This window comes from Bacteroides sp. Marseille-P3684 (assembly GCF_900291465.1).
Lineage (GTDB): Bacteria > Bacteroidota > Bacteroidia > Bacteroidales > Bacteroidaceae > Phocaeicola_A.
In genome coordinates, this window is record NZ_LT985808.1 from 787,229 (window position 1) to 806,531 (window position 19,303).

The window sequence follows — 19,303 nt, forward strand, 5'->3', positions numbered from 1 at the left end:
TCGCCGTGGTAATGAAAATGTAGCCACAATGAAAAAAAAGTGTGATTTCCTGTACAACTTATGATTTATTTAGTAGCTTTGTGCTATCACTATAATAGGTAACTACCATGACCAGCAATTCAATATTCAGTATGCACATACCGACGAGGATACTCTTCGGCTGTGGCGAGATCAAGAAGTTGGCAACTGAAAAGATGCCGGGTAAGAAAGCACTCATCGTCATCTCCGCGGGTACGTCAATGCGGAAGTATGGCTACCTGGGCAATGTGGAACGCTACCTGAAGGAGAACGGCGTGGAAAGCGTGGTCTTCGACAAGGTACTGCCCAATCCCATCAAACAGCACGTCATGGAAGCAGCCCAGCTTTGCCGCGACGAGAAGTGCGACATGGTGGTCGGCCTCGGAGGCGGAAGCTCCATCGACTCCGCCAAGGCAATCGCCGTGATGGCATGCAACGAAGGCGACTACTGGGACTATATCACCTCGGGCAGCGGTAAAGGCAAGCCCGTGACACGCGCACTCCCCATCATTGCCATTCCCACCACCGCAGGCACAGGCACCGAAGCCGACCCCTGGACAGTGGTGACGAACGAGGAGCTTCAGGAGAAGATAGGCTACGGATGCGACCTGACCTACCCGACGCTCTCAATCATAGACCCCGAACTGATGGTCTCCATTCCGCCCCACCTTACCGCCTACCAGGGCTTCGACGCATTCTTCCATGCCTCCGAAGGCTTCATCGCCAACTGTGCGACACCCATCAGCGACCTCTTCGCCCTTGAAGCCATCCGCCTGCTCTACAAATACCTCCCCGTTGCCGTCAAGGACGGACGTAACCTCAAGGCTCGTGCCAAGGTGGCGTGGGCAAGCACCCTCGCCGGTATGGTCGAATCCACATCAAGCTGTATCTCGGAGCACTCGCTCGAGCACGCCATGAGCGCATACTATCCCCAGCTCCCTCACGGCGCCGGACTCATAGCCTTGAGCGAAGCTTACTTCGAAACCTTCCGCAACGATTGCATGAAGCGCTACATGAAGATGGCCGATGTCATGCTCGGCATCAAGAGCAACCGTCCGAGCGACTTCATTGACGCACTGGTGCGCATGCAGAAGGAGTGCGGGGTCTACGGCATCAAGCTCAGCGACTGGGGACTCAAGGAGGAGGACCTGCCGAAGATGGTACAGAACGCGCGTCACACCATGGGCGGACTCTTCACCCTCGACCCGCGTCCGCTGACCGACGAAGAAGTACTGGGCATCTATCAGAAGTCCTACAAATAAGACATTGACAATCGGTACGCCGTGACCCTGTAGTCGTCGGCGGAAAAACCTGCAAGGAGAGCGCACGGGCTGCGCCCCTTTGCAGGTTCTTTTTTTGCCCGCACGCAGCCTTCACCCGTCCGCTGAAAAACAAGGCGGCGTCCCCCGCATCCGGGAGACACCGCCTGCCTAAGAAATGGATAAAGAAAAAAGTCAGTGTTGCACTGTTACTTGATGCGTTTGTAACCGTAGACCGCCAGGTCGCCCAGTTCCTCCTCGATGCGGAGCAGCTGGTTGTACTTCGCCATGCGGTCGGAGCGACTCAGCGAGCCGGTCTTGATTTGTCCGCTGTTCGTGGCGACGGCAATGTCTGCGATGGTGGCGTCCTCGGTCTCGCCGGAGCGGTGCGAGGTCACCGTGGTGTAGCCGTGGCGATGTGCCATCTCGATGGCATCGAGCGTCTCGCTCAGCGAGCCAATCTGGTTCACCTTGATGAGGATGGAGTTGCCACAACCCTCGGCGATGCCCTTGGAGAGGAAGTCCACGTTCGTCACGAAGAGGTCGTCGCCCACCAGCTGGCAACGGTCGCCGATGCGTTCCGTCAGCTTCTTCCAGCCGGCCCAGTCGTTCTCGCTCATGCCGTCCTCGATGGAGTCGATGGGATACTTGCTGATGAGCTCCTCCAGGTAGGCAATCTGCTCGTCAGCCGTACGCTTCTTGCCCTTCGCACCCTCGAAGATGGTGTAGTCATACAGCCCGTCCTTGTAGAACTCCGAGGACGCACAGTCCATGCCGATCATCACGTCCTTGCCCGGCTCGTAGCCTGCCGCGCGGATGGCAGCCATGATACTGTCGAGCGCGTCCTCGGTGCCTGCCAGCGAAGGAGCGAAGCCGCCCTCGTCGCCCACAGCCGTGCTCAGGCCGCGGTCATGCAGCACCTTCTTCAGGGCATGGAACACCTCTGCTCCCATGCGGAGACCTTCGCGGAACGAGGGCGCACCCACGGGACGAATCATGAACTCCTGGAAGGCGATGGGCGCATCGCTGTGCGAGCCACCGTTGATGATGTTCATCATGGGGACGGGCATCACGTACGTGTTCACCCCGCCGATGTAGCGGTAGAGCGGGAGGTTCAGGCTGTTGGCAGCCGCCTTTGCCACGGCGAGCGAAACACCCAGGATGGCGTTCGCACCCAGGTTCGACTTCGTCTTCGTGCCGTCGAGGGCGAGCATCTTCCGGTCGATGGCACGCTGCTCATACACGCAGCAGCCCACCAGTGCCGGGGCGATGACCTTGTTCACGTTCTCCACTGCCTTGAGCACACCCTTGCCGCCGTAGCGCTTGGGGTCCTTGTCACGCAGTTCCAAAGCCTCGTGTTCGCCCGTCGAAGCGCCGGAGGGCACCGATGCGCGTCCGATGACGCCCGATTCCAACACTACTTCCACCTCGACAGTCGGGTTTCCACGTGAATCGAGGATCTCACGTCCCGTAATCTTAGCAATCTTCATAAGCTTATCGTTTTTAAGTATGTATTGTATGTTGAGAGGAGTCCGGCCGACGGACGTGCCCGTCGGTCCAACGTGCAAAGATGGGGGAAACAAAGGGAATGTACAATACCTAGAAATAGGTATATTCAGCAGGGCGGATACCTACATGTGGTCAGTCGTCCTCGTCGATGACCTCCCCGTCTTCTCCGTCCTCGTCGTCCGGGTGATAGAGGGAGAGGCAGGAGAGCGCACCCACCAGAGGGATGCACACGATGACCACGGTCCAGAGGAGGGCGGCACGGCGCGTCAGCAGCTCGTCCGTCCATACCCGGACGAGGGCACGCAGCATCACGCCCGCTACGGCAACAGCGAGGATGACACCCACGGTGATGACGCGCGAGTCTCCTAAATCAAGACCTAAACCGGATTCATGCATAGCCATACGTTTATCAGGCAGGCAACGTGTCTGTCCGATCTCAAAGGTACGACCCTTTCACCCGACTGCCAAATTTCTGCGTATGTTAGTTAACATATTTTTCAATCTTTGACCACCAGTTCCCGCGCGACCTTGTCCTGGAAGGCACGTGCACGGGCACCCCGCAGCACGTTCTGGTTGATGATGACGAAGGCGAGCATCCGTCCGTCCTCCGTCCGGGCATAGCCGGCGAGCGAGCTGACCCCCGTCAGCGTCCCCGTCTTGGCACGCACGCGGCGGTGTGCAGGCGAAGCCTTCATGCGGTGGGCGAGGGTTCCGTCGACCCCGGCTACGGGCAGGGCGTCCCACAGGGCGGCGAACACCTGCGGGTCCCGGTATGCGCTCCGGAGGAAGGCGAGCAGCAGGTCGGGCGACAGGTAGTTGTAGAGCGACACGCCGCTGCCGTCCGCCACGTTGTAGTCCTCTGGGTTGCGTCCCAGCGCACGGATGGCGGTGCCGATGACCTCCGCGCCGTCCGCTGCCGTCGCAGGACGCTCGGGGTGGAGACTGTGCGCCAGTCGGTAGAACACGGCTTCGGCAGCCAGGTTGTCGCTCTTCTTCAGGGCGCGGCGCACCAGGTCGGTCAGCGGACGGGCGGTGCCGCCCAGCCTCCGTGCCCCCTCGGGCACCCTGCCCAGGTCCGTCACCCCGGTCTCGATGCCCCGTGCCCGCAGGCGGTCGGCAAGGACCGAGAGGAAATACTGTTCGGGCGCGAAGAGCGGCACCTCGCGCTCCACCCTCCGTGCGGCATTGCCCCGGATGAGCAGGGCGTTGCTCTGGTACATCCAGTCGCGCGTCACGACGAGCCGTCCCGCCCCGGGCACATGGCTCACCGCGCGGTTGTCCACCGTGTAGCAGTCGGACGCCGGCTCGACCGTCACCACGGGTTCCTCGCCCCGTGCCGTCGGGCGGACGGTCACACGGACGCACCCGCGCCGGTAGACGAGCGGTGTCAGGCAGGGCTGGAAGTCAAACCGGGCGTCGTCCCACGACCATCCCTCGCCGTAGTAGAGCGAGTCCTTCATCGACACGTCGCCCACGAGCCGTCCGCTGATGCAGCGGATGCCGGCACGTGCCACGCAGTCCGCCAGGCGTTCCATGTCCGCGTCGCCGAACTCGGAGTCGAAGCCGCCGCGCACGTAGAGGTCGCCCTGCAATGTCCCGTCGGCATCGACCGCGCCGTCGGCGAACACGTCGGTGCGCACCTCGCAGTCCGTCCCCAGCCGGGTGAGGGCAGTGAGGGTCGTCACGAGCTTCTGCACCGACGCCGGGCGGTAGAGCTTCTCCGCCTGGTGGGCGAACACGAGGGTGTCCGCGTCGAGGTCATAGACCGCCATGCCCACTTCCGACTGCCGCAGGACAGGCTCTCCCAGCAGGCGTTGCAGCCGTTGGGCGAGGGGTTGCGCACTGGCGGAGCCCGTCAGGCAGACGAGCAGCAGGAGCAGGGTGAGGCGAGGGTTCAGCAGGTGGTTCATGTCGGTGTTTCGTTGGTTTCAGGAGGGCAAAGTTACGAAAGGAAAACGCTCGGCGGAAGCGTTCGGAGCATTTCTGCGGTCCGTCCTGCACGTGCCGCCGGGTTTCCCCGTCCCTTTCCCGGCAGACCGACGGACGGCGCCTGCCGGCATTCCGCGCCCGTTGCTTCCCGTCCGTCTGTCCCCTTTTTTCTCACCCACGGACGCACCGCCTTTCCCCCGGCTTCGGACCAGCGGAAGCCACCTGTCCCATCCCCGGTTTTGTGCGGACGCATCCCCCGTTTCGTACCGACGTGTTCCTACGTTCGTACGGACGTGTCCGCACGAGCGTGGCGACGCGTCCGCACGACGGTACGGACACGTCCGTACGACGGTATTCATTTGAGTATTGATAATCAGTGAGNGTCTGTCCCCTTTTTTCTCACCCACGGACGCACCGCCTTTCCCCCGGCTTCGGACCAGCGGAAGCCACCTGTCCCATCCCCGGTTTTGTGCGGACGCATCCCCCGTTTCGTACCGACGTGTTCCTACGTTCGTACGGACGTGTCCGCACGAGCGTGGCGACGCGTCCGCACGACGGTACGGACACGTCCGTACGACGGTATTCATTTGAGTATTGATAATCAGTGAGATACGCGAACGGCTTTCTGCGCTCGTTTAGCTTCTGCCGGGCGTGCCGGAGTTTTGTCTTCCGGGGGTGTGATGACGGGCGGAACGACGTGGGGAAGCGATGGTTTTTGTCAAGGAAAAGTCATGCGGGGAGTGCGCGGGGAGGGACGACGGAGGAGAGGGGAGAGGCGGCGTCCGTCCGTGAAAAGGAAAAGATAAACCCGGCGGCAGCCCCTTTCTTCATGAATCTTCCGTATCTTTGCATCCGACCACCCTAGAAGAGAGACCCTTAAACACATGAGCACCGACCTTCCCGCCGACCTTTCCTTATGGGACGAACGCTGCATGAGGCAGTTCATCGAAGCGAACTCAGCCGTGTTCCGTGTCTTTGCAAGCCGTTACGTCGACGACCCCGACGCCATCGACGACTTCCTGCAAGAGGCATACATCCGTCTGTGGACCTACCGCCGTACGGCAGGGCGGGTGAAGTCGCTGCGCAACTACTTCTTTACCATCCTCCACAACGTCATTGTCAGCCACTACGACGCGTTCGGCTCCCACCGTGCCCTGCCCCTGGAGGCAGCGGGCGACGGCGACATCCCTGACGACAGCTCCCTCTTCCGCCGCATCGTGGAGGCAGAGAGCGCACAGCTCATTGCCGATGCCCTCCGCCGTCTCTCGCCTCAGAGCCGCGAGGTGCTCCGCCTGTCGCTGGAGGGGAAGAGCATGCCCGAGATTGCCGACGCCCTGGGGCTGTCGCTCAACACCGTGCGGACGGTGAAGTACCGTGCCCTCAAGCGTCTGTCGGACCTCCTCTCGAAGGACGATTTCCTCCTCCTGCTGTTCCTGCTCGGGGGAGCCTCCCTGTAACCCCTTCCGCCTCATCCGTCGGTGCCGTTCCTTTCACACGGACGGACGCTCCCCAGCGTGGACTGTGTCCGGCGGACGGGTCCTTCCGCATGTCGGAATGTTAAAAATGCACCCTCTTGTCATACGATTCTGTCACGACGGAAGTCTACTTAGTGACAAATCTTCACAACCAAACTGTCCTGACACATGGAAACACCTCAAGAATATGCCCGTCTGCTCACCGCCCGTCTGCTGGGCGAACCCCTGACGGACGCAGAGAACCGCAAGCTTGACGACTGGCTCGCCGCATCGGAAGCCAATGCCGCGACCTTCCGTCGCCTCGATGAAGACTGCCCGGCGGACCGCCTGCTGGAGCTGGAACGTTCCGGCTACGGACGCCGCATGGCGGACCGCTTCAGTCGGGAGCTACGCCGACGGCGCCTGCGCCGCCTGTGGGGGCGTGTCTCCCTCGCCGTTGCTGCCGCTGCCTGCCTCGTGCTCGCCGTGCTCTTCGTCGGGCAGGGCACGGACGGACGGGAGGATGCCGACGGACGTACGGCTGCCCTCGCGCCCATCGAGATACAGCCTGGGCGTGCGGTGGCGACCCTGACGCTGGCTGACGGACGGCAGTTCGAGCTGGAGGAGATGACCGGCGCGGACGTACGTGCCCTCACGGACTCCCTGCACCGGACGGCTGCCGCCGGCGACGCCCCGTCGGCGTACAACACGCTCGACATCCCTGCCGGAGGGGAATATGCCTACGTCCTGCCCGACGGCACGAAGGTGCGGCTCAACTCGATGACCCGCCTGCGCTATCCTGTCCACTTCACCGGGAGCGAACGGCGCGTCGAGCTGCAGGGCGAGGCGTACTTCGAGGTGGCGCACGACGCCCGCAAGCCTTTCATCGTCCGCACGGGACGGGGCGACATCACCGTCTACGGGACACGGTTCAACGTGACCGACTACGCCGACAGCCCCTTTGCCGCCGTGCTCGTGAGCGGCAGCATCGGTTTCCGTTCCGCACAAGGCGGACAGACGGTGCGTCTCCGTCCGTCGGAGCTGCTGACCTGTGACGCCGACGGGCACACGACCGTCACCACCGTCGACCCGTCGGTCTACACCGCGTGGGTGGACCACCGCTTTGTCTTCCGCGGACAGACGCTGGAGAGCATCATGACCACGCTCGCCCGCTGGTACGACTTCACCCCCGTGTTCCGTTCCGACGAGGCACGTCGCATCCGTCTCTCGGGACGGCTCAACCGCCACGAGGACATCCGCGTCCTGCTGCGCAGCTACGAGGCGACGACGGGTCTGACCTTCCGCATCGAGGGCCGCAACATCGTGATTACCCCTTAATACGTTCTATATATATGAGAAAGAAATCTACGACTACTCCTGCTTGTTCCGGGAAAAGCCTCGCCCGTGCGACCCTGTTGCTCGGCGTCGGCCTGGCCTCGCTGCTGCCCTGCCGGGCGCAACAAGTCAGCCTGAAGCTCGGGGAAGGGAACCTCGACCAGGCGTTCCAGCAAATCATCAGACAGAGCAACGTCCAACTGGTCTATGATACCGACCGTGCCGCCGGCATCCGCTGCCGCGCCTGTTCGTTCACCAATCGCGAGGTGGGCGATGTCATCGCCGCGTTGCTCGAAGGCACCGGACTGACCTGTACCTACCGCGACGGGGTCTACCTCATCCGCGTGAAGCCGTCCACCGGCGATGTGCGCGAGAGCTTTGTCGCCGGACGGGTGGTCGATGAGCAGGGAGAGCCCCTCATCGGGGCAAACGTCATGCTGACGGACAGCCGCCGCGGCATGGCAACCGATGTGAACGGATACTTCCGCATCGGGCGCATCCGTAGCGGAGAGGACCATGTGGTCCTGCGTGTGTCCTACATCGGCAGGAAGGAGCGCGAGGTGCGCGTGCGCCTGGGTGCCGACGACCTGCTCATCACGCTCGAGGAGGACCACCGGCTGGTGTCCGAGGTCGTCGTGACCGGTTACCAGCGCATCAGCAAGGAACGCTCCACCGCCTCCTACGGCTTCGTTGATGCCGAGGCGCTCAACGAGCAGATGCACACCGACCTGGCGTCCGCCCTCGAAGGCAAGGTGGCTGGCCTCCAGCTGAACCTGAACGCGAACACGGGCGAGATGTCGCCCATCCTGCGCGGCGTCGGCACCTTCTCCAGCGAGGTGGGCACGCAGCCCCTTATCGTCATTGACGACATGCCCACCACCATGACGCTCAACGACATCAACCCCTATGACGTGGAGAGCATCACCGTGCTCAAGGACGCTGCCGCCGCCAGCATCTACGGCGCACTGGCAGCCAACGGCGTCATCGTGGTCACGACCAAACAGGCGCGCGGCGAGAAGACCGCGGTGCACATCAACGCCGACTGGTTCGTCACCACCAAGCCCTCATTCTCCAACCTGGGGCTTGCCTCCACGGCGGAAATCATGGACTACCAGACGGCGGTCTTTGACGACCAGGTGGCACAGACGGGCAGTGCCGAGGCTTTCCTCTCGTCCTACCGTTCGGGTTACTACAACCCGCTCTTCCAGCTCTACCTCGACCGGGAGAACGGCACCCTGACGGCAGCCGAGGTGGACGCCACGCTTGCCGAGTGGCGCGGCAACGACTACTACCGTGAGTACCGTGACCACGCCTGGCGCACCGCCTTGACCCAACGCTACAACGTCAGCCTCTCCCACCGCAACGGCGGGAACAACCACTACGCCTCCTTCGGCTACGAGCAGGAGCGCGGCCGTGTCATCAGCGACGGGGGACGGCGCTTCTCGCTCTACTACAAGTCCCACTATGCCGTCACGCCCTGGCTGGGAGTGAACCTGGGCATTGACGCTTCGCTCGACCGGAACGAGACTGCCAACACCCTCTACACGTCCTACAACCTCCAGCAACGCTACGAGCGCATCCTCTCTCCGGACGGCAGCCGCTATACCAGTCCCTACGTCAATGTGGGCGGATACGCCGGCAGTGCCTACAACGGCAGCGTGGTGGCAGCCCACGAGGGGACGGAACCCTACAAGTCGTTCGGCTTCAACGTGCTCGACGCCCTGCAGGAGGGCACGACCCGTGCGCACGACGTCAGCCTGCGCCCCTTCGTCAGCCTCGAGGCGAAGTTCCTGAAGATGTTCCGCTACAACTTCATGTACCAGTACGAATGGAACTACGGCGAGAGCGAGACCCTCGATACCGCCGACTCCTACCTGATGCGCATGACCCACAACAGCATGGTCGACGAGTCGGGTACGGCGCTGCTGCCTGCCGGCGGCAGGCTCTACCAGACCGAGGTGGGCAGCCGTCGCTACACGCTCCGCAACCAGCTCGACTTCGACTACTCGTGGCGCGACCATTCGGTGACCGCCCTCACCGGTCTGGAGTTCCGTGAGAACAAGATTCCCAAAACGCTCACACAACTCTTCTACGGCTACGACCCGCAGACGCTCGCCTCTGCCGTCATGGACTGGCAGGAGCTGGAGGACGGCATCGGGACGAGCGCCCTCTCGGGCAACCGCATTACCCTGGGCGGACTGCCCAGCACGCTCCGTGAGGTGCGCCACCGTTATGCCTCGTTCTATGCCAATGCCAACTACTCGTACCGCTCCCGTTACAACCTGTCGGGCAGCATCCGCTGGGACCAGGCGGACCTGTTCGGACTCGACATCCGCAACCAGCGTCACCCGCTGTGGTCGGTGGGAGGCTCGTGGGCGCTCTCGGAAGAAGCCTTTCTGGAGGACGCCGGCTGGCTCGACCACCTGAAGCTGCGCGCCACCTACGGCATTAACGGCAATGTGGACCAAAGCTCGACCACCTACTTCATCGTCAAGCAGAAGACACAGAGCAACCCGATACGGACCAACTACCTGACCTTCGACGACGACGACCTGCCCAACCCGAAGCTCCGTTGGGAGAAGACCGCCACGCTCAACCTGGGCGTCGACTTCCGTCTGTGGACAGGCCGCCTGCGGGGAAGCATCGAGTACTACAACCGGCAGGCGTCCGACCTGCTCGTGCGCCGCTACATGGACCCGACCATCGGCACCAAGTCGCGCGTGATCAACAACGGCGAGATGCGCAACCGCGGTGTGGAGCTGTCGCTCTCTGCCGACCTGCTCGACCGGAACGACTGGCAGATGGGATTGGACCTGAACTTCGCGTACAACAGGAACAAGATGTTGCGTGTCGACCACGATGAGACCGCGTCCGCCACCAGCTTCATCCAGGCACCGACCAACTACTTCATCGAGGGGACGAGCTATAACACCCTGTGGGCATACCGCATCGGCAGTATCGAGAACGGCTATCCCGTGGCACTCGACAAGGATGGCAACCCGCTCGTAACGTTCAACGACGACGGCACCGTGGACGAGATCACCACGTCGCTCAAGGGTACCGACGACCTGGTCAACATGGGCACGCTCACGCCCAAGTATCATGGCTCCGCAACCTGGCGCGTGAAGTGGCGCGGCTTCGACTTCAACGCCTTCTTCGTCTTCGGTGGCGGGCACAAGCTGCGCGATGCCGTGGCGAGCATGAGCGACCAGATGGGCACGCAGACCGTCAAGGAGATCACCGAACGCTGGACCACCGGGACACCCGCCGACAGGGTGCGCCTCTACCTGGACATGCCCGTCGAGAACCGCACCTACGCCTCGACCTTCGACAGCTGGTGGCGTTACGGCGACCTGAACGTGAAGGACGCCGACTACGTGAAGCTGCGCAGCGTGAGCCTGGGCTGGTCGCTCCCCGACGCGGCATGCCGCCGCCTGGGACTGACCTCGCTGCGGGTGAGGGTACAGGCGGACAACCTGCTCACCTGGTGCAAGGCGGGCAGCCACATCGACCCCGAGAGCTACGGGCTGAACACCGGCTCGCGTTCCATGGCACTGCCGACGACCTACTCCTTCGGCATCTCCACGAGTTTCTAACCCCCAGACATCCTGAATCCTATGCGTACACTGACTCATATCTTCCTCGTTTGCATGCTGCTGGCCTTCACCGCATGCGAGCACTACATTGACATCACCCCGAAGGGGCAGCAGACCGTCGACTCCACCGAGACGTACTACGACCTGGTCGTCCTGCCCAACCGCGCCTATTACCCCACGTCCTTCGCCCTGCTGAGCGACAACGTGTGGGCGAAGGAATCGAACATCATCGGCAACGAGTTCATCACCTACGACGGCATCAACATGACCTTCAACACTGCCGGCGACCGGCTGGAGCTGAGCGACAACAACCTTTACGCCAACTGCTACAGCTACATCCTGCGCTCGAACATAGTCATCTCGCTCGTCGGCGAAAGCCGGGGCGACGCTTCGCTGAAGGAGCTGGCACGTGCCGAGGCACGCATCCTGCGTGCGTGGGACCACTTCATCCTGGTCAACACCTACGCCCGGGCGTATGACCCCGAGACCGCCGGGAGCGACCCGGGCATCGCCATCATGGACCGCTATGACCTGGAGGTGACCCCCGCCAAGTCGACCGTGGCTGCCGTCTACGACTTCATCATCCGCGACATCGAGGAGGCACTCCCCTTGCTGCAGGAGGAGCCGGAGAACGTCTACCACCCGTCGAAAGCCTTCGGCCATGCGCTGGCGGCGCGCGTCTACCTCTTCCACCGCGACTGGGAGAAGGCGCGTCAGGCTGCCGAGGCATCGCTGGCGCTGAAGGACGACCTCATCGACTACAACGAGCTGGCGGCTGCCGGCGGTCCGCTCAAGGACACACGCTATGCCAAGGGCGGCAATCCCGAGGTGCTCAACTATGCCTACATGGGCAGCTACTCGGACAACCCGACGTACTGCTACGGCATGATTAGCCCCGAGCTGGTGCAGCTCTTCGGGACGGACGACCAGCGTTTCAACCTCTTCTTCAAGACTACGGGCAACAGCGTCTACTACTTCGACGAGGGGTCGGGTGCCGCCCTGTGGAACGCATCCATCACCTACTCCAAGTTCCAGTACATGGCGGTGGGCATGCGTACGGCGGAAGTCTACCTCATCCTGGCGGAGGCGAAGGCACGGCTGGGCGACACGGCAGGTGCCGTCGAGACCCTCAACGAGTTGCGCAGGCACCGCATTGCAGGCGAGGGCGCCGTGCTCTCCGACCCCGGAACGGTGGAGGACGCCGTGCGGCTGGTCATCGACGAGCGGCGGAAGGAGCTGCTCTTCGGCTTCAGCCGGTTCTGGGACTTGAAGCGGCTGAACACCGAGGCGGCGTATGCCAGGACCATCACCCGCCTCTTCCCCGTCGTGACGACCGACGTGCCCCAGCAGACGTATACGCTCGACCCGCAGTCGTCGCTCTATGTCATCCCCTTCCCGAAGGATGCGCGTACGAAGAACCCCAACCTGACACCCAACGAGTGACCCGGCAGGCAAGGGGACAATGACAGGGGGAGCGGGGAGGTCCGCCGCTGCGGACCGTGACCCCCGCGAATCCCGATGAACAGACATGAACCGACCGGCGGGGCAGGGGCTGAGGCCTCACCCGTCGGCAGAACGATAAAGACAGAAAAGACATGATTGGAAAGATTCTCCGGGCAGCGTTTGTCTGCCTGCTCCTGACCCCGGCGGCACACGGGGCGGGAAAGGACTCCACGTCCGTAGACAATGCTTACACCAAGCTGGTTGCCAAAGGGGGCAGCGAACAGCACGGACTGTTCACCGTCCGCCACATCGACAAGGACTGGTACCTCGAGGTGCCCGACTCGCTCCTGGGACGGCACCTGCTCAGCGTGACGCGCTTCCTTGCCGTCCCTGAGGGGTTCAAGCTGCTGAGCGGCGAGGAGGTCAACCACAGCGTCGTCTACTGGGAGGAGCATGACGGGCAGACGCTCTTCCTGCGCGAATACGTGCAGACACAGTTCGCACCCGAGGGCGACCGCATTGCCCGCTCGCTGCGTGCCTCCACCGTGGACCCCATCATCGGGCGGTTCGATGTCGTCGGGCGCAATCCCGAAGGCGGGGCACGGCTCGTGAAGGTCACCTCCTTCTTCCTCGAGGACTCCAAGCTGACGGGGCTCAACACTGCCGACCGCAAGACCGTCAGTGTGGGCACGCTGCAGCGCGACTGCTCCTTCATCGACACCATCAAGACCTATCCCATCAACACCGAGGTACAGACGCTGCGCACCTATGCCGTGTCTGCAGGCAAGTTCCCGGCGTCACAGAGCGGTGCCGTCACGCTGGAGCTCAACACGAGCATCGTCCTCCTGCCGCGGGAACCGATGCGTCCGCGCTTTGCCGACGAGCGGGTGGGCTACTTCCAGAACGGCTTCACCCTCTTCTCCGACACGCAGCAGAAGACGCGCCGGGAGGACATCATCCACCGCTACCGCCTTGAACCCAAGGACCCTGCTGCCTACCGACGCGGGGAGCTGACCGAGCCGAAGCGTCCCATCGTCTACTACATCGACCCGGCGACGCCCAGGAAGTGGGTGCCTTATCTCAAGGCTGGCGTCGAGGACTGGAACGCCGCCTTCGAGGCAGCCGGCTTCAAGAACGCCATCCAGGCACGCGAGTGGGGCGACGACCCGACGATGAGCCTGGACGACGCACGCCTGAGCGTCATCCGCTACCTGCCGTCCGAGCAGGAGAACGCCTATGGTCCCCGCATCGTAGACCCGCGCAGCGGGGAGATTATCGACAGCCACGTCTGCTGGTACCACAATGTGATGAACCTGCTCAAGAAGTGGTACATGGTGCAGTGCGGACCGCTCGACAAGCGGGCACGCACCATGACCTTCGACGACGAACTGATGGGGAGCCTCATCCGCTTCGTCTCCTCCCATGAGGTGGGACACTCGCTGGGCTTGCGCCACAACATGGCTGCCAGCTCCGCCACACCCGTGGAGAAGCTCCGCGACAAGCGGTGGGTCGAGGCGAACGGGCACACGGTGTCCATCATGGACTATGCGCGCTTTAACTACGTGGCGCAGCCGGAGGACCGCATCTCGCCCCGGGGGCTCTTCCCGCGCATTGGCGTCTATGACCGATGGGCGGTCGAGTGGGGCTACCGCTGGAGCGACGACGGCGACCCGTGGACCGAGCAGGAAGCCCTGCGTGCCGAGGTCACCCGCCGTCTGAAGGACGACCCGCGCCTGTTCTATGTGGGCGACGAGGGCAAGGGAGCCGACCCGCGCAGCCAGAGCGAGGACCTGGGCGACAACAACATGAAGGCGAACGAGTACGGCATCCGCAACCTGCGCCGCGTGATGGAGCACATCCTGGACTGGACCCGTCAGCCCGACGGACGCCATGACGACCTGCAGGACATCTACAATGCCGTCCGTGCCCAGTACATCAAGTATGTGTGGCACGTGCAGAAGAACATCCTGGGACGCTATGAGGGCAACCTGCCCGGGGGACGCCTTCGCGACTTCGTCGGTGCCTCCCGCCAGCGGGAAGCCGTGGAGTGGTTCGGGCGCAACCTCTTCGACGCGCCCCTGTGGCTCTATCCCGTCGAGGTGGTGCAGTGTGTCGACAAGGTCGACCCCGTGACGGAAATCTACGACCGGCAGAGCACGGTGCTGTCCTACCTGCTCGCCCCGGGGCTGCTCGCCAACCTGGACAACGCTTCCTACGTCGCCTCCGAGCCCTACCCCGTGAGCGACTACCTCGCCGACGTCCATCGTGCCGTGTGGCGGTCCACCGACGGGGTGCCGGAGCGTACCGCCTACTATACCCGTCAGCTGGAGCGTCAGTACGTCCGTCTGCTGGAGAACATGCTGCGCCCGGCGACTCCGGAGGCACGGAACGCCAACCTGGCTTTCGAACGCTCCGACGCCCGTCTGGCGGTGCAGGCACACGTCGAGGCGCTGGCTGCTGACGTCCGCGAACGCCTTGCCGGCTGCCGGGAGGGCACGACGGACTACCGCCACTTCCGTGACCTGGCTGAAAAGCTGGAGAAGCTCATCCGCCCCGATGAGGCTGCCCCGAAGGACTAGTCACCGGACGGCGCATCCCTGCCGGGAGGGTGGGGAAGGTTTCTTTGTCTGTCCCCTTTTTTCTCACCCACGGACGCACCGCCTTTCCCCCGGCTTCGGACCAGCGGAAGCCACCTGTCCCATCCCCGGTTTTGTGCGGACGCATCCCCCGTTTCGTACCGACGTGTTCCTACGTTCGTACGGACGTGTCCGCACGAGCGTGGCGACGCGTCCGCACGACGGTACGGACACGTCCGTACGACGGTATTCATTTGAGTATTGATAATCAGTGAGATACGCGAACGGCTTTCTGCGCTCGTTTAGCCCCTGTCGGGCGTGCCGGAGTTTTGTCTTCCGGGGGTGTGCCGACGGGAGGAACGGTGCGGGGAAGTAGTGGTTTTTGTCAAGGAAAAGTCATGCGGGGAGTGTGCGGGGAGGAAGTGAGGGGAGTGTTCGTCCCTCTTAATTCTTCTGAAAATATATTATTTCGGACCTGTTTGACTTGCTTTGTTATTTGGAATGTTTTTAAATTTGCACCCGATGAAACGCTTGTATCACATAATCGCCCTCGTGCTGTCCCTGACCTTCTTCTGTCTGGGGACCGGGATGACACAGCTCCACATCTGCTCGGACAACTGCCGGATGGAGGAGTCCTGCCCCATGCACGGACACCACGCCGTGAAGCGTCCGACGTGTTGTGCGGAGAAGACCGCCGCGGCATCCCCCGACGGGGTACATGTGAGCGAGGCGTGCACCTGCCTGAGCCTTTCCTATCAGGCAGACTTCTTCATAAACCACATACAGACCCTGCTGCCGATGGTGGCGTGCTGTCAGGTGATGCAACCCGTATGCCTGCTGCCCGAGCGTACGCCCGAGACGGCGACGGAGACCTTCGTCACCACGCATGCGCCCCCACTGACAGGCAGGCATATCCTGAACTTTCATTCCGTACTGATTATTTAGTCAATTGACAGTTGGCAATTGACCATTGACCATGCGCGTGTCTCCATTGAGCAGGAGGCATGTCGGTCTGTCGTGACTGCTTCCCGTATCGCATGAGACCGGTCAATGGGGACGTTGTCAACCGCACCGTCCGTTTTCCACGCCGCAAGGCGATTCCGAATCAAATTATTCATTTCCAGACTGCAAGGCGATTGCCCGTTGCCAATTGTCCGTGAGCGGCGTTTTCACGCCGCAAGGCAATTGTCCACTGTCAATTGTCCCTTGTCAATTGAACCAAGTACGTATGAAACACTTTATACTTCCCCTCTTTACATTGGCCTGGGCGGTGAGCGTCCGGGCAGGGTCCGACCGCGTGCTCTCCGGGAGCGTGGCGGACGCCAACGGCGAGACCATTCCCGGCGCCAACATCGTGTGGCTCGGCTCGAAGACGGGCACGAGCACCGACCTCCAGGGCGCCTTTTCCCTGAAACGTACGGGCACTGCCGACCGGCTCGTGGTGAGCTGCATCGGCTTCGCCACCGACACGCTGACCATCGCTCCCGAGCAGGAGTACATCGACATCGTCCTGCGCGAAGGCATGGAGCTGGCCGAGGTCAACGTCACTGCCCGCAAGATAACCCTCGGCAAGCTGCGCGGCAGTGTGATGAACACTGACATGGTGTCGCGCGAGGAGCTGTTCCGCGCCGCCTGCTGCAACCTCGGCGAGAGCTTCGTCACCAACCCGTCGGTCGACGTCAACTACTCCGACGCCGCCACGGGAGCCAAGCAAATCCGTCTGCTGGGCCTCTCGGGCACCTACGTCCAGCTGCTCACCGAGAACATCCCCAACTTCCGCGGAGCCTCCGCGCCCTACGCCCTGGGCTACGTCCCCGGACCGTGGATGCAGAGCATCCAGGTGAGCAAGGGCACCTCGTCCGTCAAGAACGGCTACGAGGCGCTGACCGGGCAAATCAACATCGAGTTCAAGAAGCCGCAGGCTGCCGACGCCGACTGGGTGTCCGCCAACCTCTTCGGCAGCACCACCGGACGCTATGAGGCGAACGCCGACGCGTCGGTCAAGCTGACGGACAAGTGGAGCACCATGCTCCTGGCGCACTATGAGAACGAGACGCGCAGCCACGATGCCAACGACGACGGCTTTGCCGACATCCCCATGGTGGAGCAGTACAACCTCTTCAACCGCTGGGCGTACATGGGCGACCACTACATCTTCCAGGCAGGCATCAAGGCGCTGCGTGAGGACCGCACCAGCGGACAGGTGTCGCACGGCGGACACAGCTGGGCGGACCCCTACCGCGTGGGCATCCGCACCGACCGCTACGAGGCGTTCGTCAAGCAGGCGCTCGTCTTCGACAAGGAGCACAACACCAACCTGGCGCTCATCCTCTCGGGCACGCTCCACGACATGGACGCCTCCTACGGACGCAAGCTCTACGACGTCGACCAGCAGAATGCCTATGCCTCGCTCATCTTTGAGACCGACTTCACCCCGCAGCACTCCCTCTCCACGGGCGTGAGCTTCAACTACGACCACTATGCGCAGCACTTCCGCCTGACGAACGATGCCGCCCTGGAGCCTTCCCGTCGGCTGGACAAGGAGGCGGTGACGGGGCTCTACGCACAGTACACCTACAAGCCGTCGGACAAGCTGACGCTGATGGCGGGCGTGCGTGGGGACTACAGCAACCTTTATGGCTCGTTCTTCACCCCGCGTGCCAACGTCCGCTATGCACCCAACGACATCGTGACCTTCCGCGCGTCCGTCGGCAAGGGCTACCGCACGAACCACGTGCTGGCAGAGAACAACTACCTGCTGGCGAGCAGCCGCGCGGTGCGTCTGGCGGACGACCTGAAGCAGGAGGAGGCATGGAACTACGGCGTGAGCGTGGCGACCTCCATCCCCGTGGCGGACAAGACGCTGACGCTGAATGCCGAGTACTACTACACCGACTTCCTCAACCAGGTGGTGGTGGACATGGAGAGCAACGCGCATGAGGTCGCGTTCACGAACCTCGACGGACGCTCCTACTCCCACGTGTTCCAGGTGGAGGCGAGCTATCCGTTCTTTGCCGGTTTCAACCTGACGGCAGCCTGGCGGTGGACGAACGTGCGGCACGAAATCGGCGGCGTGCTCTACGAGAAGGCGCTCACGGGGCGTTACAAGGGACTGCTGACGGCGTCCTACAAGACTCCGCTGGGCAAGTGGCAGTTCGACGCGACGTGGCAGCAGAACGGTGGCGGACGGATGCCGAAACCGTACACGCTGGCTGACGGTTCGCTGTCGTGGGGCGAGCGTTACGGTTCCTTCGGGCAGCTCAGCATGCAGGTGACGCGCTTCTTCCGCCGTTGGTCCGTGTATGTCGGTGGCGAGAACCTGACGAACTTCAAGCAGCGCAACCCCATCATCGGCGCCGACAACCCGTGGGGCGACACGTTCGATGCCACGATGGTGTGGGGACCGATGCACGGGGCGACCGGCTACGTCGGTGTCCGCTTCAACCTGCCACGGGGCAATTGACAATTGACAATTGATAATTGACAATTGACAATTGGAGACTTCTTTCATGAATCATGGACGATTGACAAGGGATGGTTCCGCGAGTGAACACCTTATTATATACACTTAAAAACTTAAAGACGTATGAAAAGAATTGGATTGCTTTTTCTGTTGGCTGTCGCTCTGGGCAGCCTGAACGTGTCCGCCAAGGACATGCGTAAGGTCATCTTCAAGGTGCAGCAGATGCACTGCGAGATGTGTGAGAAGAAGGTGAAGGACAACATCAGCTTCGAGAAGGGGCTGAAGAAGCTCGACACCGACGTGAAGACACGCACCGTGACCATCGTCTACGATGCTGACAAGACGTCGGTAGACAAGCTGAAGGAGGGCTTCGCCAAGTTCGACTACGAGGCGAAGGTCATCAGCGACTCACCGATGAAGAAGAAAAAGTGAGATTGTGCCCCCGGCGGGGCGCACCTCTTAATTGACAATTGACAATTGACAATTGACAATGAATAGCCTTGTGTGCTGTAGTCTACTACGCCGCAAGGCTATTGTCATTTGTTTATTCTCCGTTTCCATTGAAACAATTGACAATGAATAGCCTTGTGTGCTGTAGTCTACTACGCCGCAAGGCTATTGTCATTTGTTTATTCTCCGTTTCCATTGAAACAATTGTCCATTGTCAATTGTCAATTGTCAATTGAAACGATTGTCCATTGTCAATTGTCCATTGTCAATT

General features: G+C 62.1%; 12 protein-coding genes. 9 read left to right on the forward strand and 3 right to left on the reverse strand.

The window, feature by feature from the left end:
• Positions 1–107 precede the first annotated feature (107 nt).
• Complete coding sequence (locus C8275_RS03060; RefSeq protein WP_022385990.1) at positions 108–1,280, forward strand: iron-containing alcohol dehydrogenase; 1,173 nt, start codon at positions 108–110, stop codon at positions 1,278–1,280.
• A 206-nt stretch (positions 1,281–1,486) separates the two neighbouring features.
• Here the strand turns inward: C8275_RS03060 and eno are convergent, their stop codons facing one another.
• The 3 genes from eno to dacB form a co-directional block, all read right to left on the reverse strand.
• Entirely contained in the window at positions 1,487–2,767 is a 1,281-nt protein-coding gene (gene eno / locus C8275_RS03065) for a phosphopyruvate hydratase (RefSeq protein ID WP_106484054.1), read from the reverse strand.
• Between the two features lie 151 nt (positions 2,768–2,918).
• Positions 2,919–3,188 (reverse strand): hypothetical protein, encoded by a 270-nt coding sequence (locus C8275_RS03070; protein ID WP_157948148.1) that lies wholly within the window; start codon positions 3,186–3,188, stop codon positions 2,919–2,921.
• Between the two features lie 95 nt (positions 3,189–3,283).
• Positions 3,284–4,696, reverse strand: a complete 1,413-nt coding sequence (gene dacB, locus C8275_RS03075; RefSeq protein WP_106484056.1) for a D-alanyl-D-alanine carboxypeptidase/D-alanyl-D-alanine-endopeptidase — start codon at positions 4,694–4,696, stop codon at positions 3,284–3,286.
• A 903-nt stretch (positions 4,697–5,599) separates the two neighbouring features.
• Here dacB and C8275_RS03085 point away from each other — a divergent pair.
• From C8275_RS03085 to C8275_RS03120, 8 genes are all read left to right on the forward strand, one after another.
• On the forward strand, positions 5,600–6,172 hold the full coding sequence (locus tag C8275_RS03085; protein WP_022385982.1) for an RNA polymerase sigma factor: 573 nt from the start codon (positions 5,600–5,602) through the stop codon (positions 6,170–6,172).
• Between the two features lie 186 nt (positions 6,173–6,358).
• Positions 6,359–7,507 carry a FecR family protein gene (locus tag C8275_RS03090; RefSeq protein ID WP_106484058.1) on the forward strand — a complete coding sequence of 383 codons (1,149 nt, stop codon included), beginning with the start codon at positions 6,359–6,361 and terminating at the stop codon, positions 7,505–7,507.
• Positions 7,508–7,521: 14 nt separating this feature from the next.
• Positions 7,522–11,100 carry a SusC/RagA family TonB-linked outer membrane protein gene (locus C8275_RS03095; protein WP_106484059.1) on the forward strand — a complete coding sequence of 1,193 codons (3,579 nt, stop codon included), beginning with the start codon at positions 7,522–7,524 and terminating at the stop codon, positions 11,098–11,100.
• A gap of 21 nt (positions 11,101–11,121) precedes the next feature.
• Positions 11,122–12,543 carry a RagB/SusD family nutrient uptake outer membrane protein gene (locus C8275_RS03100; RefSeq protein ID WP_106484060.1) on the forward strand — a complete coding sequence of 474 codons (1,422 nt, stop codon included), beginning with the start codon at positions 11,122–11,124 and terminating at the stop codon, positions 12,541–12,543.
• A gap of 152 nt (positions 12,544–12,695) precedes the next feature.
• Entirely contained in the window at positions 12,696–15,122 is a 2,427-nt protein-coding gene (locus C8275_RS03105) for a zinc-dependent metalloprotease (RefSeq protein ID WP_106484061.1), read from the forward strand.
• A gap of 519 nt (positions 15,123–15,641) precedes the next feature.
• Positions 15,642–16,064 carry a hypothetical protein gene (locus C8275_RS03110; RefSeq protein WP_157948150.1) on the forward strand — a complete coding sequence of 141 codons (423 nt, stop codon included), beginning with the start codon at positions 15,642–15,644 and terminating at the stop codon, positions 16,062–16,064.
• A 283-nt stretch (positions 16,065–16,347) separates the two neighbouring features.
• Positions 16,348–18,582, forward strand: a complete 2,235-nt coding sequence (locus C8275_RS03115; RefSeq protein WP_106484063.1) for a TonB-dependent receptor — start codon at positions 16,348–16,350, stop codon at positions 18,580–18,582.
• A gap of 123 nt (positions 18,583–18,705) precedes the next feature.
• Positions 18,706–19,014, forward strand: a complete 309-nt coding sequence (locus C8275_RS03120; RefSeq protein WP_106484064.1) for a heavy-metal-associated domain-containing protein — start codon at positions 18,706–18,708, stop codon at positions 19,012–19,014.
• Positions 19,015–19,303 lie beyond the last annotated feature (289 nt).